The following is an 18,653-nucleotide window of genomic DNA, read 5'->3' on the forward strand; positions in this document are numbered from 1 at the left end:
GTATCCTGAGTTAGAGCGCCAATATGCATGAGAGCGAAGCGAGCATGTAATCCATGCGTAGCAATACGAAGAGAAGTATCCTGAGTTAGAGCGCCAATATGCATGAGAGCGAAGCGAGCATGTAATCCATGCGTAGCAATACGAAGAGAAGTCCCCTGAGTTAGAGCGCCAATATGCATGAGAGCGAAGCGAGCATGTAATCCGCCCGAGGCATATATGATAGCAGACTAAAAACTATTGCCAAACTATAATAATATCCTCAAGGTCTTCAATATGGCTAGGAGCAAGGCGAGCATATAATCCATGCGAAGCAATACTAAGAGAAGAATCCTAAGGTAGAGCGCCAATATGCATGTAACCAATTCCTCAATCAATAAAGCCTCCAACTTTATTGGATATAAACAATCAAGATTTAAACCCCGTTTTCAAAACTTCTTTAAAACCTAATATTTTAGTAATAAATTGTTCATCTTTTGTGGGTAAAGTAAAAGCATGATAACAAGTAGAAGGGTTGGATGGGATATGTGGCGGAAATTGGCGTTGTTTGGTGGATGTTTCTTTTTGGCGATTGCGGTTTTTGGATCAATTAGGGCGTATTCGGCGAAGGTTAAGGATGTTGATTTATCGAAAACGACGCCGATTTTGCTTGTTCATGGGACGCATGGAACGGCAAATTCGTTTAATGGAATGATTACGCGAATTATGTCTACATATGGAAAATCTACGGATAAGGTCATTGTGCTGGTACAAAAAGATGGCACGCTGAAATATCAAGGTGCGCTGAGTAGCAAGTCGCAAAACCCCTTTATTCAGATAGTGTTTGAGAATAATGATGCGCCAATTGATCAAGAAGCAGAGTGGATTGATATGGTGATGAAGGATATTCAGAAACGGTATAACGTAACACAGTACAATGCGATTGGACACTCAAATGGTGGCTTGGCGCTGACGACATATGCAGAAAAATTATTGGATGATGCGGCACCGAGAATGGAAAGGTTGGTCGTTATTGGGACGCCATTCAATGATTTGGATACAGATTATAATGCGGCTACAACAGACTTTATGGATGTGAAGAAACGGACGACAGAGTTGCAGGCGTATATCGAAGAAAGTGGAAATTTAGATGCGAACTTGAAGGTGCTTTCGATTGCTGGAGACTTAGATGGAGATTCTGTATCAGATGGTGTTGTGCCAGTTCAGAGCGCTTTAGCATCACGCCTGATTTTCGATGCTGCAGTGGCCGATTATAGTGAGCAAGTTGTGACAGGAGGAAACGCGCAACATAGTGATTTGCATGAGAATACGACAGTGGATGCAATTGTTGCAGGGTTTATTTATTGATATATGGGATGAAAAAAAGCCTCTTATTTGTAAAAAATTACAGTGAGAGGCTTTTATATGAGAAAAAATAGTACAGAAAAGAAGACTATACGATCTTTAGAAAAGGAGCTAAGTCATCCATAATTTCTTTTTTTGCCTATTACAATATTGGTATACGTATTTACTGTTATGAAGTAATAAGCGATGAACATCAAAGTGAAGGTTCCCGTACTTATAATGGCTGCGAATGCTATATTCATTTGCAACAAGTGAGCAAGGGAAATCAGTGCGATAGAGCTGTGTGCAATCCCTAAAATAAGTGGGATTAAAAAAGTAACGAGTACTTGCTTGGCAATGGTTTTGCGAATTTCTTTTCGATCTAAACCAATTTTTTTTAAAATATCATAAGTTGCTACATCATTATAGGCCTCAGTTAGTTGCTTGAAGTAGATGATACTCCCAGTTGCAGCTAGAAAAACCATACCAATAAACATACCGATAAATAGCAGAACACCATTGCCTCTCATCAGTGCGTCGTAATTCTCTGGATAACTTCGAAACATTGCATTCTCTGGAAGTACTTTCGACATTTGTTTGCTAAGCGCAAGGGCATCTCTTGGTTGTTCCATCATGATTGATTGGATTGTTATGTTATTTTTGCTAGGTAGTGTTTTTGCCACATCATCAGAGACAACAATGAGGTGATAAATTGTGTTAAAGGGTAAGTCTGTGATAATTTTTGTGATTGTTACTTTTTGTTTGGTGCTATTTTTTAAGGTGAAGCCTTGATTTAGTACTTCGTTTTCAGAAGCCGAATCAGATGAGATAAGTGCGGCTTCATTGTTTTCTAGTTGTGCCAATTTTGAACTATTTTGTTTTTCTAGAGCGAGTAGTTTATTGTAAGCTGTAAGACCAATAACTGCAAAACCATTTTTAGACTCGTATGCAAATGGCATCTCTTTATCGCTTGTGGCTTTTACATAGCTAATGGTTGTTTCCTGGTGCCCAGTTATTGGAGATTGTGTGTTATTTCGGGCAAGTGTTAGTGCTGCTTTATTACTTTTTTCATCCACAATATGATATTCAAAAGTAGCTGGGTTATTTAAACTAGCACTTTTACCCGTATTATTATAGATACCTGCAACCATGCCAATTGCAACTAATGTCATGCCAGTCAAAACGGCGATAGTAGAAAGCGTTCTGGCATTTGAAGCGATTCGGAATGCAAGTTGTGAATTACTTATAATATTTGTGCCATTATAGAAAATCCGTTTGTTTTTACGAATTTTATTGAGTAAGAATGGTAGGAAATTGTTAAGTAAGAGCACAGTTCCAGTAATAACTAACGTCATAATGACTGCCATGCCGAGTCCAAATTTGAGCTCCCCCCAAATAGAATTCGTCGTTATTAGAGGTTGTAAAGCAATAAAGTAGCCACCCAGAATTAAAATGAGCGCGAGTATTGCTAAGAATGGATTGTTTTTTGGTGTTTTTTCACGTTTACTTTCTGAGTGGAATAGCTCAAGTAATGTCGTTCGGTAAATGATGCGGTAACTGGTAATCGATGTAATCAGTGTAATGATAATAAAAATCACAACCGTATTGACAACAGCATCGATAGAAAAAACAAAATTACTAATTGCATCAAGCTTCATGACCTGGATTAATATCGCGACGAATAGTTTGGACAAAAGTGTACCAAGGCCTATCCCAATAACGAGAGCAACAACACCCATTAGAAAATTCTCATAAAATAGCATCCGGCCGATTTCTTTTTTACGAAGACCTAGAAGGGAGTATATGCCAATCTCTTTTTTTCGCTTACGGGTAAAGAAGTGATTGGAATACAAAATAAAGATAGCGACGAACATAATCAAGATGATAGATGATGCGTTAAAAATACTGGAAAGATTGTCATCATTATCGATACGAGCAACGACTGTTGGATCTTTCGACAGCGATACAAATGTATAATAAATCATGATCGAGAAAATCATGGAGGCAAAGTAGAGAAAATAGTGAATGAAATTATGTTTTATATTTTTTTTTGCTAGATCAAATAATGTCATTTATATCTCCTCCCAATTGTGCCAATACATCAAGAATTTTTTGGAAAAATTCTTTGCGGGTTTGTGCGCCACGATAAATCTCGGTATAAAGTGCGCCATCTTTAATAAACAAAATTCGTTTACAGAAGCTGGCGGCATAGGCGTCATGTGTTACCATCATGATTGTTGAATATTTTTGTTCATTCAGTCTTTTTAAATTTTCTAATAAATCTGTTGCTGATTTTGAGTCAAGAGCACCAGTAGGCTCATCCGCAAAAATTAAACTAGGATCGGCTATTATTGCGCGACTTGCAGCTGTGCGTTGTTTTTGTCCACCAGAGATTTCGTTAGGGTATTTATCTAAAATATCGCGAATATGGAATGTGTCGGCTACTTCTTCTAGTCGTGTTTCCATGTCCTTTACAGAATGTTTTGCGAGTGCAAGGGGTAATATGATATTTTCGCGAACGCTCAGTGTATCAAGCAGGTTATAATCTTGGAAAATAAATCCTAGCTTGTCGCGACGAAACGAAGACATCTGTTCCTCATTCATTGTTGCCAGTTCTTGACCAGAGATTTTGATTGTACCAGAAGTAGATTGGTCAATGGTGGAGAAGACGTTAAGTAGCGTTGATTTACCGGCACCGCTTGGCCCCATGATACCAACAAAATCCCCCTTCTCAATTTCCAGATTGATATTGTCTAAAGCTGTGTAAAGATTGCCTTTTATACCATAAACTTTACAAACATTTTGTGCCTGTAGAATTACCTTCATGTAAATTCCTCCTATTATAGATGACTTATACTATCAGTGTAGCGATAAAAGTAAGTGTAAACCATTGCCCAAGATGACATTATGAATGAAGAAGCTTACACTTTTGTAACACAACGCAATCCAAAAAGAGTTTTAAGACAGCTTCTTCCCGTGGTATACTTACTTGAAATAGATAAGGCTAAGTTTTTTAGGAGGGAGCATGTGGATATGAAAAAAATCGGGTTAATCGGTGGGATGAGTTGGGAATCAACAGCAGAGTATTATCGGATTATTAATGAGCATATTCGTGAAATATTGGGGGAGCTTCATTCGGCTGAGATTATTTTGCATAGTGTGGATTTTTATGCGATTGAGAAGTTGCAACAAGAGAATAGATGGCATGAGGCGGGATTGTTGCTCGCAGATATAGCAGTGAAATTGGAGCGAGCTGGTGCGGACTTTATTTTGATTTGTACGAATACGATGCATAAAGTGGTACATCAGGTGGAAGAAATGATTGGAATCCCGATTATACATATTGCGGAGCCGACGATTAGGGCAATTCAGGAGCGGGGATTGGTGCAGATTTTATTACTTGGTACGCGGTATACGATGGTGGAGGATTTTTATAAAGGGCGTTATGTAGGAAGCGGGATTGGGGTTCAGATTCCAGTTGGTGGTGGTTTGGAGACTGTGAATCGCATTATTTTTGAGGAGTTGTGTCTGGGTATTATCCGTGAAGAATCGCGGGCAGAGATGCTAGCTATTATTGAAAAAGCGAACATAGAAGGGGCGCAAGGTGTTATTTTGGGGTGCACGGAACTGGAATTGCTTATTCATGAGTCTGACGTTGCGCTACCAATCTTTAAAACTGCGGAACTTCACGCCAAATATGCAGCAAAGGAAGCCTTGCGATGAGGCGCTAAAACCGTTATAATTTGGATAAGGCGTAATGAAATTTTGAAAAGAGGTTTTTGAAGAATGGGAAAAAGCTCGATTTACGGGTTAACGATGGCGCAGCTTGGGGACTGGTTTGAGGAAAAGGGCGAGAAGAAATTCCGTGCGACGCAAGTGTGGGATTGGCTTTATGTCAAACGTGTCACAGAGTTTGCGCAAATGTCAAACTTGAATAAATCATGTGTGGACATGCTGGAGGAACACTTCACAATGCACACATTAAATGAACAAATTAAACAGGAATCCAAAGATGGGACAACGAAATATTTATTCCAATTATCGGATGGTAACTTGATTGAAACGGTTATGATGACACATTCATACGGGCTTAGCGTTTGTGTAACGACGCAAGTGGGATGTAATATCGGTTGTACTTTTTGTGCAAGTGGGTTGCTGAAGAAACAGCGTGATTTGAATGCTGGCGAGATTGTTGAACAAATTATGAATGTGCAACTTTATCTGGATTCGAAGGGCAATGGCGATCGTGTCAGCCATATCGTAGTCATGGGGATTGGGGAGCCATTTGATAACTATGATAACGTGATGGATTTCCTTCGTGTTGTGAACGATCAGAAGGGTTTAGCTATTGGAGCGCGCCATATTACGGTATCAACAAGTGGTCTAGCACCGCGTATTATTGATTTTGCTAATGAAGATATTCGTGTTAATTTAGCCGTCTCTTTACATGCTCCAAACAACGACTTACGTACGCGTGTGATGCGAATTAACAAAACCTATCCATTAGAAAAATTGATGGAAGCAGTCGAATATTATTTGGAGAAAACGAATCGCCGTATCACGTATGAGTATATCATGCTAAAAGATGTCAATGATCACAAGCAAGAAGCACTTGAGTTGGCGGCTCTAATTGGTGAGAAGCGTCATTTGGCTTGGGTGAACTTGATTCCTTACAATCCGGTTGACGAGCATGATCAATATCAACGCAGTGATGCTGCAGTTATTGATGCGTTTTATGAGACACTGAGACGCAAAGGGATTAATTGTGTCGTTCGTCGTGAACATGGGACAGATATTGACGCTGCGTGTGGGCAATTGCGTAGTAAACAAATTAAGAAAAAAGGCGTTCGTGAACGGATGCGTGAAAAAGCAGAAGCTGAAGCAAAACAACAAGCTACTGCAGAATAATATTTAGAATAAGAAGAAGTTCGCGAATGATGCGAGCTTTTTCTATATATAAGGAGCTGCGAATGATGAAAGCATTGGTTTTTAATGAATTTGGAGGTTCAGATGTATTGCAATATGTAGATATACCAGATGCAGTGGCTGGTAAGGGAGAAATTTTACTAGAAATGACTGCGATTGGTTTGAATTTTGCAGATATTTATCGTCGTAAGGGGAATTACCATCTTGTTGGTGAGGCGCCGTACGTGCTTGGATATGAGGGGGCAGGCGTTGTTGTAACGCTTGGTGAGGGTGTGACGGATTTTACGATTGGTGATCGTGTAGCGTTTGTTGATGTGCCACTTGCAAATGCGGAATTGGTTGCAGTTCCCGTCACACAAGCAATCCCCATTCCAGATTCGATTGGAGATGATATCGCGGCCTCTGTATTGTTACAAGGTTTGACGGCTAGCTATTTGGCAAAGGATAGCTATGCGATTAAATATGGGGATATGGCGCTTGTTCATGCTGTTGCTGGTGGCGTTGGTCAAATGTTGACGCAAATTATCACATCGCTTGGCGGCAAAGTAATCGGTCTGACTTCGAGTGAAGAAAAAGCAGTAATTGCACAGAAATTAGGCGCGGAAGAGGTTTTATTGTACAGTGATAATTGGGCCGAAAAATTAAGTGGAAAAATCGATGTAGCATATGATTCTGTGGGCTCAATGCTAATGGATAGCTTCCAAACTGTTCGTGAGAAAGGCACAGTCGTTTTTTACGGTATGTCCGGTGGTGATCCCTTGCCTGTGGATCCGCGGATGTTGATGGATGCTTCTAAAACATTGACTGGCGGAGATTTGTGGAGTTTTTTAACGAGCAAAGAAGAGCGAATCAAGCGCTCGCATGCCCTTTTTGAAATGATTAGTACCGGGAAAATAACGGTGAACAAGCCGCGGAAATTCGCATTATCAGATGGAAAAACTGCACATGACTTGTTGGAGAGCAGAAAAAGTACCGGAAAAATTTTATTAATACCATAAAAAATAGCAGGAAGCTCGGATTTTAAGCTGAAATCCGATTTTCCTGCTATTTTTACGCTTTTTGTCGTTCTAAAATAGTGTCCAACTGGGCATAATCTGTAGGAGAAGGCGGGATATTCCAAAGCAACCCATTGGCTTGCGTGTCGGCTTGCTCATAAAGAGGGAAATCGCTAATAATTAAATCAATTCCAGCATGTAGCTCGTGTGTTGTTACTTCCTGGCAAACGATAATTTGATCCGCGGAATATCTCCGCTTGATTTCACCACGAAGAAACTCTTCCCATAAATAACCGTTTTGAGAAATAATTTTGACGTGAAGGGCATCATGCTGTTGGGCTTGCTGCATTAAGATGCTATAAATACCAACTAGATGATTGGTAATCACAGACTTATTTGGGCGAATATATGAGAAATGTGGATTTTCTTCATATTTCGTTAAGATGTTGTGGATTTGTTTGGAGAGATGAGCTTTTTCTGGGGAAACTTGAGGAAGAGGAATATCTGGCAACACATTTATTTTATTGATAAACGTGAAGTGTACTAAGAAGTCCAGTGTTTCTGTGAGGGCGATATTTTTCTCGTTGTCAGGATATTCATCTAGTATGCTAGTAAGTTCAGAGGCCAGTACGTGGTTTGGCAAGTAAATTTCCGAGTTGCACTGCGCTCTAGCTTCTATGAAAAAGCTATCTGTATGCTTAAAATGGGTCCAAAAAGCAGTGACTAGTGTGAAATAGCGTTCATGCTTTGAGAGGGGCGCATCGATGATTTTTTCGAGAAGGGTATAATCAATTGTGGCATTTTCAGGTTGCAATGCATTGAGTTCATCCCATTTTTGTAACCAGTGATTTTGAATGGTAAAAGCTTGTTCTTGCTTAACGCGTGTTAGTGTAACAGCAATCGCAATCGCATATTTAATTCGTGAAGATAGTGAAAAATGGATGTGGTAAAAAGCTTCTACTTGGAGGATAAATTGATTGATGTTTTCATAGGGGATGTCTGGAAAGGGCCATTCAGTGTAAGGATAAGATTTACTATAAATTTGGTAGTAGAAATAACGAAGATTGATTTCAGGCCCTTTGATAGCAAGAGGTTGTGTTTCTAAAACAAGATTACTATCAGCCAGATACGTATCAATTTGACGAATACGACGATACATGGTCGGTAGGCTACTATAGTTATCAGTCGCCCATTCGGCTAGATTCTTTTTTTTGCCAGTAAAAATGTCTTTTGCCAGTAAATATAGATGGGAACTGCTTACGACAAGTGCATAGAGGTAGTCGAAATTGACATGTTCACCGACAGAAAGCAAAATATTTCGAGAGCTGTCTTCATATACATGAGCGATGTTAGGATCGAACAGTTCTTGCAACGATAAAATATCGCGCTCTAGTGTTTTGATTGAGCAGTGCAATAAGTCAGCTAACTCTTTCTTTTGATATGTTTGCGGGGATTTAAATAATGTCTGTAGTAAATTGAGTTTACGGTACTCCGAAGCGACAATTAAATTTTTCAAAAATGGACACACTCCTAGCTCATAGATTCACATTCGGCTACAGGGACAGACACGAAGGAACACCGTGCCTTGAATCGGCGCGGTGGCTCATAGTTGCATGAAGATATGTTTGCTATTTTGTTCAATTTGTTAACTATATCATATCATAATCCATTTGTCATCACTTTTAAGGAAAAAGAAGCCATAAAACAACCGGAATTGTGACAATACTAAGAACAGTGCTGATAAAAGTTGTGCTGGATACGAGATCTGGCTTCGTATTGAATTGCACTGCGAGTAAAGTTGTGTTAGCAGCTGTTGGCATTGCCGCAAGTAGAATCATGATTTGTTTCGTCATCGGGTCTACTGGTAAAACAAGCGTGAACAATACAGCGATAAGAGGGGAAATGAGGAGTCGCAAAATAAGCGAAATCGAGACTTTAGGAATATCGATTCGGCGAAATGATATGACGGCTAATTGCATGCCCAACACAATCATAATCGTTGGAATTGCTGCATCCCCGACCAATTTCACACAGGTCATCACGCCCGCTGGCACTGGTAGATGGATAAGTTGGAGGACAATACCTAGTAGCGCCCCGTAAGCGACTGGCATTCGGACGACACGTTGCCAAACCATTTTCATACTGGCCGTTTGTGAACTTCCTCGTGCCGCGAAGAAGACTCCAATCGTACTCATTACAAGCTGTTGTAACACCATTAAAATAACAGCAATATCAAGCCCAGCAGCGCCAAAAATCAGCAAAACAACTGGCGTTCCATAATTCCCATTGTTCATAAAAGCTGAAGCGAGAATCATCGCGCACGCATCTTGAATATCGTAGTTCATCACCTTTGCAATTACATAAATAATCGCGATAATAGACAAACAAAGCCCCACGACAAAAATCAATAAATAGGCATAATCCATCGTTAATTTATTCGTGTAGAACGTATTAAACGCCAAAAACGGCGACATTAAATAAAGCGTTAACTTCGATAAATTCGGAATATCAAACTTAAGCGTTTTCTGTCCAATAAAACCAATTGCAAAAATCCCGAAAATCGGCAATAAAATCAAAACAAACTCCATGCAAAAATCCCCTTTTCTGTAAATATCAACTTATTTTACTATCTTAGCATATTTCGTTAGTAACACCGAAAAAAGAAACGCGATGCTAAGAAAAAATTTAGCGTACACGTTTCTTTTTCATTATTTAGTTACAGTTTTCTTGCCTTGAGGACGAATGTCTTTCACGAATAGGCTCAGAATCAAGCCCACAACCGCGAAGGCTACGGCAACGAGAAACGCCGCTTTCATACCGTCAAGGTTTGCTGTCATAGCTTGACTTTGGAACGCTTGTGGATCAGACATTGCTAATGCTTTTCCTGGCATATTATCTTTCGTTACGTTACTCAATACAGTAATCAGAATTGCTGTACCAATCGAACCGGCAACTTGACGAATTGTATTGTTCACCGCAGTACCGTGACTCATCATGTTTAGTGGCAATGAGTTCATACCAGCTGTTGACATCGGCATCATGACCATTGAAATACCGAAGAAACGCACGGCATAAAAGACGATAATGTACATAGTAGACGTATCTTTTGTCAAGAACATAAACGGAATTGTTCCAGCTACAAGTAATGTCATACCAGTAATCGCGAGTAATTTCGGTCCAATCTTATCAAAAATAATACCGGTAATTGGGCTCATAACTCCCATCACGATAGCACCTGGAAGTAATAGTAATCCAGAATGTAGCGCTGTTTCACCAAGAATATTTTGAATATAAAGTGGCAATACGATTTCTGCACCAATCATAGACATCATAACAATCGCACTAATAATAGTGGATAGCGTGAAAACTGGTGATTGGAAAACGCGAAGTTCGAGCATCGGTTTTTCCATTTTAAGTTGGCGCCAGATGAATAGGACTAAGCCGATAGCACCAACGATGAACATTGTAATCACAAGTCCGTCTGTCCAACCATCCGTACCCGCACTACTAAAGCCGTAAAGAAGGGCACCAAATCCAATTGTTGAAAGGGCAATCGAGAGAATATCGATTTTTGGATTCGTAAGTTCAACTACTTTTCTCATTGCGAAAAAGGCAAAAATAATATCAAGAACTGCGATTGGAATCAAGATAATGAAAAGCATATGCCAATCATAGCTATCAACAATCCAACCTGATAAAGTCGGCCCGATAGCAGGCGCAAAAGCGATAACTAATCCGACCATTCCCATCGCTGCCCCACGACGATCAGGTGGGAAAATAAGTAGGAAAATGGTTTGCATTAGGGGCATTAGAATTCCGGCCCCAGCTGCTTGAATAATCCGTCCAGTTAGAAGCAATGCAAAGCTATCTGAGAAAGCTGAGATTACCGTACCAGCTGTAAAGACGATCATCGCTGTTAAAAATAGCGTTTTCGAGTTAATTTTACCGATTAACATTGCCGTAATTGGAATCATAATCCCGTTAGTAAGTAGGAATGCTGTTGTTAGCCATTGCCCTGTAGCTGCTGTGATGTTTAAATCGACCATAATGTGCGGAAGAGCTGTTGAAAGAATCGTTTGGTTTAAGATAGCAACGAATGCCCCCACAAGCATTACTGTCATTAATAACATACGATTATAAGGTTTCCCGTGAATATCCACGGGTTGTTCCGCGTGTGCTGTTTGTGTCATGTTCAATCTCCTTTTGATTTAAAAATAATTAGTTCACTTAATTAACTATTTGATTATTATAGGGCAATTTACGAAAAGAGTCAATGGAAAAGTTAAAAAAAAAATGGAAGTATCCATATTGTTGCTTTGATAAGGCGAAAATGATTACGCTATCTTTGTTTATACTACTCATTTGCAACTAAAAAAGATGGCAAAAAGAAATGAATCTTTATTACCATCTTCGTATTGTAAAATTACCTACCGTCACCATACTCCCAGCTTCGGATGGCATCATCTTCATCAAATGAAACGAGAACATCGACAACTCCTTTGACGCTTAGAATATTTTCTTCGAGGCGATCTTTGACATCATCCACTTGTGCAAGCGTCATTTCGGGATCGAGTTCCACCTCGACTTCCACATGGAAAAAGTCGCCTTCTTTTAAAACAGTGATGACTTGGATGTCTTTAACGTCTGGATCGCTCATTACGAGTTGACCAATTTGTACTTGCAATACTTCATCGGACTCACCAATCGCCCCAGCCGCGTTATCCAAGAACACTTTTCCAACAACGATAAACATCATAATCCCGATTAAGGCAGACGCGATTCCCTCTGCTTGATGGTACGGTGTGAAATAGGAAATAATGATGGCAATCATCGCCAAAAGTCCGCCGCCAGTTGCAACGGAATCTTCTAAGAAAACGAGACGAGTCGCGGCTTTAGCTTTACTGAAATTCGCGAGACTATCTTTGAAAAGTTTCAAACCGCGAGATTTCAAGCCAACATCGTGCGCAATTTCGTGCATTGCTTTTACGAGAACAAAACCTTCTAAAATCGTACAGACCCCGAGAACAATCAAGTTAATGAGGAAACCGGTCGATTCTGTTGGATGGAAAATGTGCGAAATTCCTTCTTTAATTGTTTCAAATGCCATGATACCTACAATTAGAACGGCTCCGAGAAGAACAAGATTTACGACACGACCAAAACCATTGGGAAAGCGCTTTGTCGGGCGTTTCTTGCTTAGTGCAGAACCAACAAACACGAAAAATTGATTGGCAGCATCACCAAGACTGTGTAACGTTTCAGCGAACATCGCGACATTTCCTGTGAATATATAGGTGATTCCTTTAATGATAGATACAAGGACGTTGACGATTGCGGCGGTAAGTGCCGACTTGTTTCCCTTTTTTAGTAACTGAAATATTTCTTTCAAAAGTTTTCCTTCTTTCTAAATTTAGCTTTTATATAAATGGATCAAAGTAGTCATACTCTGTTACTCCACCCTGAACGGGTCTACTAATTCTGATTAACTCATTCACAATTTTCTTCGCATCATCACCAAAAACGGGCAGAGGTTGGTAATTATTTTCGTGTAGAGCGCCATCTGAGTTCTCATAAGTTGGAACGATGGAAAGATTTTTTAAGACTACCTTACCATTATCTTCTGTAAAGCGCAATCGGAACATTGAGGTCATCCGAGAAAGCAGCGTTGGATCAGCGCCAAAAGCGAAGTCACCCATGCTATACACGATGTACTTACCATTATATTTCTCAACACTCTCTAAGCGGTGAGGGTGGGAACCCATGATAATGTCAGCGCCAGCATCAATAATAGCATGGCCGTATTGGGTTTGGTAATCGACTGGTGTTTCACGGTATTCGACTCCCCAGTGCATATTCACAATGATTAGATTATTGGGCTTTTTGTATTTCTTTACATCTGCTTCTATTTTTGCAAGGTAGCTCGCGGATTGCTGACTTGCACGGCAATCATAGCCAAGTAAGACAGTTTCGATACCGCCGATTTTAGTGATGAGCGGCATGTCCTTATTGAAAACAGGGATATTGTTGTCTTCAAAAGCTTTCAAGGTGTCGTCATAACCAATTTGAAAATAATCCATTGTATGGTTGTTAGCGAGATTTGCTGCATCAACACCACTCGCTGGTAAAAAGGCGACATGTTTAGGATCACTCTTGATGCGCCACATTTTCACTTCGGCTCTCGTGGCATTCGTAAAGGCACTTTCCGCGTTAATTACCGTATAGTCATCTGATTTGAACCACGGTAGACAGTTTTGGAAAACATAGGTATTGGTGCCATTGTTTTTCTTGAAAACGTTATCGAATTTGAGGTGTTCAGGCGTTTCAGGATAGGTACCAAACGAGTTGTCACCGACCATAGTTAGCGTGATAACCCCTTTTTGCTTGAGCCCCTGTTCATAGTTCGCTGCAGCTGCATAAAACCATTGGTACTGAGTTGTTTTAGTGATGTTACTGCACTTCTTTTCGCTTTCGACAAAAGTTGGATAGACTTTGCCAAGCGCTTTTTTATCACTGTTTCCAGATTTGTATTGTTGTAGCGCTTCTAGGCAAGCTTTTAAATTTTTAATATAGGAACTGTTGGAATTATTCGTTAATTTATATTCCTTTACGTTTTTCATGAGAGCTGCTAATTGTTCCTGTGAATCAGAATCGCCCCCAGAATTTGCAAGGGATTCTAGCGTAATTCTCGTTTGTTCGGAAAGCTGTTGAACGGATTTCTGGGTGATATTTTTGAGTGGTTTTTCTGTAGGTGGTTGATTCAAAGCGTGTACGGTCCAAAAAATACCTACTGCAAAAAAAAGAATGATGATGCCTGGAATAAGGAATGTTTTTTTCTTCATATTGTGCTCCTTTCAAGAGCGATTTTCTTTTAGTATATTATGTGAGAAGAGAGATGGCAATGTATAAAAATGGAATGGCCCAATCCCGAATACAAATCAGGATTAGGCCACTTGTTTAAGTCTATTAACTTCTTAGTCCGCGTCCTCTGTCGATTAAATACCAACAAATTGCGTACAGCACAACGATAAAAAGGATGAGGATGGCGATTGACCACATCACTGAAATATCTGTCGTTCCCAGGAAGCCAAAGCGGAATCCTGAAACCATATAAACAATCGGATTGACTTTTGATACAGCTTGCCAAAATGGTGGTAGCATGGAAATCGCATAAAACACGCCTCCGAGATACGTCAATGGCTGCAAAACAAAGGTTGGAATAATGGATACATCGTCAAAAGATTGAGCAAAAATACCGTTTAGTAAACCCGCTAATGAAAATAGAATCGCTGTCATGAGTAACGTTAAAATAACGAGTAGCCATGAATGGACAGCGAGCGGTACGAAAAATAACGAAACGAGTGTAACGAGCGCTCCAACTAGAATGCTTCGACCAATTCCACCAAGGAGAAAGCCCCAAATGATGACATGAGTTGGCACCGGTGCAATCAGTATTTCCTCAATATTTTTCTGGAATTTTTGCGAGAAAAAGGAAGATGATACATTGGAATAAGAGCTCGTGATGACAGACATCATAATAAGTCCGGGTACGATAAACTCCATATAAGAAAATCCACCAACTTGGCCGACACGACTGCCGATTAAGTTACCGAAAATAACGAAATATAATGACGTCGTAATGACTGGTGGTACTAAAGTTTGAATCCAAATCCGCATATAGCGATTGGTTTCCTTGACTGCTAGACTTTTTAAAGCTGTAAAATAAAGATTAAACATGATTCCCCTCCGCTTGGTGTGTCTCTTCTGTGATTTTCAGGAAAAGTTCTTCCAGACGATTGGACTTGTTGCGCATGGATAAAACTTGAATTCCTTGTTTGGTCAGTTGTTCAAAAACGTCATTAATTCCTTGATTGCGCTCGACTTCGACTTCGAGTGTTGCGTCGTCCTCTAAATTATATTTGTATCCTGTAATTTCAGGTTTTCTATTAGAAGGCGCTAAGTCAAAAATAAACGTTTCAAACTGCAATTTGCCTAAAAGTGCTTTCATGCTTGTATTCTCGATTAGCTCACCGGACTGAATAATTCCGATATTGCGGCAGAGCATTTCGGCTTCCTCTAGGTAATGCGTTGTCAGAATAATCGTCGTGCCGCCAACGTTCAATTCTCTGAGATAATCCCACATTTCGCGTCTTAGTTCGATATCAACGCCAGCCGTTGGTTCGTCCAAAATGAGTAAACGCGGTTCATGCATCAACGCGCGAGCAATCATTAAGCGCCGTTTCATACCACCAGAAAGCATCCGGGCACGAACATCCCGTTTTTCCCAGAGACCAGATTGTTTTAAGTATGTTTCGCTTCGTTTTAGCGCTTCTTTGCGAGAAACACCGTAATAGCCAGCTTGGTTCACAACGATTTGTTGGACGGTTTCAAACGGATTGAAATTAAATTCTTGCGGAACTAGCCCAATTTGCTGCTTTGCACGAACTAAATCGGTATCGATATCATAGTCAAAAACTTTTACTTTTCCGGACGTTTTGTTGACCAGTGATGTGATGATTCCGATTGTTGTTGATTTCCCAGCGCCGTTTGGGCCTAACAATGCGTAAAAATCCCCTTCTTGTACGGTTAAATCAATTCCCCGTAACGCTTGAACGCCTGTCGCATATACTTTTTTTAAGCCTGTTATTTCGAGTGCATATGTCATTTAATAACTATCTCCTTTTTTGTGTATGATTCGGTTTTTTCATCAGAAAGTAATTGTACCATGGAATCCATGAAATCTCTTATAAACGTTTCTTTTAACGCGTAGTAATGCCACTGACTTTGTTTTGTTACAGAAACGATTCCGGCCTTCTCCAGTGATTTCATATGGTGGGAAAGCGTTGGCTGAGTGAAGTCAAAATATTTTAAGACATCACAGGCACACAAACTACCGGACGATAAGAGGTGGATGATTTTCATTCGGCTTGGATCTGCCATAGCTTTGAGTATTAATGAAGTTTTTTCATAGTTCATTTTTAACCTCCTCATATATAGACGAATACCTATGTAGAATATAGATTAGTATAAATGTAATGTCAAGTTGTTGCGGCTCTTAGGAAATGTATTTTATTTCCTTAGAGCCGCAATATGAGTGCGAGCGAAGAGAGCATTCGTTCCATGCAGTGAATCATGATAGGCGTCTCCGGATCCAGCTTCGGCGGCCAAATCCTCGAAATTTACACAGCCTCCGAAAAAATCAAGGGCGGATTTTCTCTGCGCCTGTTTAAAATTTTTGTTGTGTCTCTTAGGAAATATATTTTATTTTCTTAGAGCCGCAATATGAGTGCGAGCGAAGAGAGCATTCGTTCCATGCGGTGAATCATGATAGGTGTCTCCGATCCAGCTTCGGCGACCAGCTCCTCGAAAATTTCGCGACCTCCAAAAAAGTCAGAAGCGGACTTTTCTTACGGTCCCTAACAATTTTTTTCGAATCTAACGGGCCGCCTCAGCTTTTCATGTTATACTTAATAAAAGAATACAGATACGAGGTAGAATTATGAAATTTGATAAGATTGGTTCGGATATTGAGAGGGCGCTTGCTGGTTTGGGTTATAAGGAAGCGACGGAGGTGCAGCGTGAGGTTGTGCCGCTAGTTTTGGAGGAGAAGGATGTTGTCGTGAAGGCGCAGACTGGGAGTGGAAAGACGGCTTCGTTTGCGATTCCAATTTGTGAGCTTGTGGAGTGGAGCGAGAATAAACCGCAAGCGCTTGTTTTGGAGCCAACGCGGGAATTGGCGGCACAGGTTCAGGCAGATTTTACGAACATTGGGCGGTTTAAGCGCATTAAAGCGACGGCGATTTTTGGAAAGTCTCCTTTTGCAAAACAAAAATTGGAATTGAAGCAGAAAAGTCACGTTGTCGTTGGAACGCCGGGTCGGACGCTGGATCATATTGAAAAAGGTACGCTAAGCTTGGAGAAAGTGCGCTATTTGGTCATTGATGAGGCGGATGAAATGCTGAATATGGGCTTTATCGAGCAAGTTGAGGCAATTATCCAAGCACTACCAAATGATCGCGTGACAATGCTGTTTTCAGCTACATTACCAGCAGATATTGCAATGTTGAGTGACAAATATATGAAGGTGCCAGAGCATGTCGAAATTGCTGCTACGGGGCTAACGACCGCAGACATTACACATGAAAAAGTGACAGTGAAAGACGATAGCAAAATGGTCGCGTTACGTGATACGCTGATTGTGCAGAATCCGGAGAGTGCGATTATTTTTTGCCGGACGCAAGAGCGCGTGGATGAAACGTATGACCAGTTGCGCCGCATGGGATATCCTGCTGAGAAAATCCATGGTGGCTTAACACAAGAAGATCGGTTTGGCGTGATGAACGATTTTAAACGTGGCCTGTTTCGCTTTTTAGTTGCAACGGATGTGGCGGCGCGTGGGATTGATATTGAGAATATTTCACTTGTCGTAAACTACGATGTGCCACTCGAAAAAGAGAGTTACGTTCACCGGACAGGCCGGACGGGGCGCGCTGGGCGTAGCGGAAAAGCAATCACTTTTGTAACGCCGTTTGAGGACCGTTTTATTGGTGAGATTGAGGAGTACATTGGCTTTGAAATACCACAAGTCGATTTGCCGAATGATGCGATTGTAGCCGCTCGTAAACCAGCATTTGATGAGAAAATGGAAGAAGCACCAATCGTGAAGAAAGATAAGAGCGCGGCGCTGAGTAAAGACATTATGAAAATTTATTTTAACGGTGGCAAAAAGAAGAAACTGCGCGCTGTGGATTTCGTGGGGACGATTGCAAAGTTGGAAGGAATTAGTGCAGATGATATCGGGATTATTACGATTGAGGATAACGTATCGTTTGTTGAAATTCTGAACGGTAAAGGCGCACAAGTTGTGAAAGCAATGCAAACCGTCACTGTGAAAGGGAAAAAATTAAAAGTCAGTAAAGCACGGAGATAAGAGAAAGATGCCTAGTCAGCGCGATTAGGCATCTTTTTTCTGCAGTTTTTCGACGGCTGGGAGATTTGCGGGTGACCAATTCAAATGCTGCATTTCGCTAGAATCGAGCCATTGCATCGCTTGGTGTACGTGCAGAGTTGGTTCACCAGTGATGAGTTCGCACAGAAAACAAGTAAGATGGACGTTGGCAAATTCATAAGCATAAACAGTGTGCTGAAAAGCTTGCATTACGGCGATGTCACAACCGATTTCTTCTTGAGCTTCACGAATAAGAGCCTGTTCGGGCGTTTCACCAGGCTCGATTTTGCCACCAGGAAACTCCCAGTCAGCGCCGTTTATCGCGGAGTCAGCACGCTGGACACAGAGGATTTTTCCGTTCTTTTGAATAATAGCTCCGACGACATGGATGTTTTTTTGCATGGGTTTCCTCCTTTTTTCCTTATCATAGCATAATAATCCCTGAATTGTGTTTTCTTTGAATATGG

Annotated in this window: 16 protein-coding genes; 5 read left to right on the forward strand and 11 right to left on the reverse strand. The window is 40.6% G+C overall.

The features are described 5' to 3' along the window. The first annotated feature begins 522 nt into the window (after positions 1 to 522). Positions 523 to 1,344 carry an alpha/beta hydrolase gene (locus tag R8925_RS04970; RefSeq protein ID WP_430534809.1) on the forward strand — a complete coding sequence of 274 codons (822 nt, stop codon included), beginning with the start codon at positions 523 to 525 and terminating at the stop codon, positions 1,342 to 1,344. 113 nt (positions 1,345 to 1,457) lie between these two features. Here R8925_RS04970 and R8925_RS04975 read toward each other — a convergent pair whose 3' ends face one another. Beyond that, complete coding sequence (locus tag R8925_RS04975; RefSeq protein WP_430534810.1) at positions 1,458 to 3,392, reverse strand: ABC transporter permease; 1,935 nt, start codon at positions 3,390 to 3,392, stop codon at positions 1,458 to 1,460. Further along, positions 3,379 to 4,146, reverse strand: coding sequence for an ABC transporter ATP-binding protein (locus R8925_RS04980; protein ID WP_430534811.1), 768 nt, complete (start codon positions 4,144 to 4,146; stop codon positions 3,379 to 3,381). Before R8925_RS04980 ends, R8925_RS04975 begins: the two co-directional genes overlap by 14 nt. A 207-nt stretch (positions 4,147 to 4,353) precedes the next feature. Between R8925_RS04980 and R8925_RS04985 the strand changes: the two genes are divergently transcribed. The 3 genes from R8925_RS04985 to R8925_RS04995 all read left to right on the forward strand — a co-directional run bounded on the left by R8925_RS04985 (position 4,354) and on the right by R8925_RS04995 (position 7,244). After that, positions 4,354 to 5,043: an aspartate/glutamate racemase family protein gene (locus tag R8925_RS04985; RefSeq protein WP_430534896.1), complete on the forward strand. Its 690-nt coding sequence runs from the start codon at positions 4,354 to 4,356 to the stop codon at positions 5,041 to 5,043. A 63-nt stretch (positions 5,044 to 5,106) separates the two neighbouring features. Then, entirely contained in the window at positions 5,107 to 6,228 is a 1,122-nt protein-coding gene (gene rlmN, locus R8925_RS04990; protein ID WP_430534812.1) for a dual-specificity RNA methyltransferase RlmN, read from the forward strand. A gap of 65 nt (positions 6,229 to 6,293) precedes the next feature. Then, positions 6,294 to 7,244 carry a quinone oxidoreductase family protein gene (locus R8925_RS04995; RefSeq protein WP_430534897.1) on the forward strand — a complete coding sequence of 317 codons (951 nt, stop codon included), beginning with the start codon at positions 6,294 to 6,296 and terminating at the stop codon, positions 7,242 to 7,244. A gap of 52 nt (positions 7,245 to 7,296) precedes the next feature. On the opposite strand, the gene R8925_RS05000 is transcribed toward R8925_RS04995, so the two are convergent. The 8 genes from R8925_RS05000 to R8925_RS05035 form a co-directional block, all read right to left on the reverse strand. Beyond that, positions 7,297 to 8,757 carry an AcpB/EbpR/MafR family transcriptional regulator gene (locus R8925_RS05000; RefSeq protein WP_430534813.1) on the reverse strand — a complete coding sequence of 487 codons (1,461 nt, stop codon included), beginning with the start codon at positions 8,755 to 8,757 and terminating at the stop codon, positions 7,297 to 7,299. A gap of 166 nt (positions 8,758 to 8,923) precedes the next feature. Further along, complete coding sequence (locus tag R8925_RS05005) at positions 8,924 to 9,829, reverse strand: AEC family transporter (RefSeq protein ID WP_430534814.1); 906 nt, start codon at positions 9,827 to 9,829, stop codon at positions 8,924 to 8,926. A gap of 120 nt (positions 9,830 to 9,949) precedes the next feature. After that, positions 9,950 to 11,431: a DHA2 family efflux MFS transporter permease subunit gene (locus tag R8925_RS05010; RefSeq protein WP_430534815.1), complete on the reverse strand. Its 1,482-nt coding sequence runs from the start codon at positions 11,429 to 11,431 to the stop codon at positions 9,950 to 9,952. Positions 11,432 to 11,664: 233 nt separating this feature from the next. Beyond that, positions 11,665 to 12,630, reverse strand: a complete 966-nt coding sequence (locus tag R8925_RS05015; RefSeq protein ID WP_430534816.1) for a cation diffusion facilitator family transporter — start codon at positions 12,628 to 12,630, stop codon at positions 11,665 to 11,667. A 28-nt stretch (positions 12,631 to 12,658) separates the two neighbouring features. Next, entirely contained in the window at positions 12,659 to 14,080 is a 1,422-nt protein-coding gene (locus R8925_RS05020) for a CapA family protein (protein ID WP_430534817.1), read from the reverse strand. Positions 14,081 to 14,204: 124 nt separating this feature from the next. Further along, a complete protein-coding gene (locus tag R8925_RS05025; protein ID WP_430534818.1) occupies positions 14,205 to 14,975 on the reverse strand; it encodes an ABC transporter permease in 771 nt (256 codons plus the stop codon). Next, positions 14,968 to 15,903: an ABC transporter ATP-binding protein gene (locus tag R8925_RS05030; protein WP_430534819.1), complete on the reverse strand. Its 936-nt coding sequence runs from the start codon at positions 15,901 to 15,903 to the stop codon at positions 14,968 to 14,970. The genes R8925_RS05025 and R8925_RS05030 overlap by 8 nt, the downstream gene beginning before the upstream one ends. Then, positions 15,900 to 16,214: an ArsR/SmtB family transcription factor gene (locus R8925_RS05035; protein WP_430534820.1), complete on the reverse strand. Its 315-nt coding sequence runs from the start codon at positions 16,212 to 16,214 to the stop codon at positions 15,900 to 15,902. Before R8925_RS05035 ends, R8925_RS05030 begins: the two co-directional genes overlap by 4 nt. A 523-nt stretch (positions 16,215 to 16,737) precedes the next feature. On the opposite strand from R8925_RS05035, the gene R8925_RS05040 reads away from it, so the two are divergent. Next, complete coding sequence (locus R8925_RS05040; RefSeq protein ID WP_430534821.1) at positions 16,738 to 18,168, forward strand: DEAD/DEAH box helicase; 1,431 nt, start codon at positions 16,738 to 16,740, stop codon at positions 18,166 to 18,168. 24 nt (positions 18,169 to 18,192) lie between these two features. Here the strand turns inward: R8925_RS05040 and R8925_RS05045 are convergent, their stop codons facing one another. Then, the gene (locus R8925_RS05045; protein ID WP_430534822.1) at positions 18,193 to 18,588 is read right to left on the reverse strand and encodes a (deoxy)nucleoside triphosphate pyrophosphohydrolase; all 396 of its coding nucleotides are present in this window, start codon (positions 18,586 to 18,588) and stop codon (positions 18,193 to 18,195) included. Between the last annotated feature and the right edge of the window lie 65 nt (positions 18,589 to 18,653).

The organism is Listeria rocourtiae subsp. hofi, from assembly GCF_963575615.1.
In the GTDB taxonomy this organism is placed as follows: domain Bacteria; phylum Bacillota; class Bacilli; order Lactobacillales; family Listeriaceae; genus Listeria_A; species Listeria_A hofi.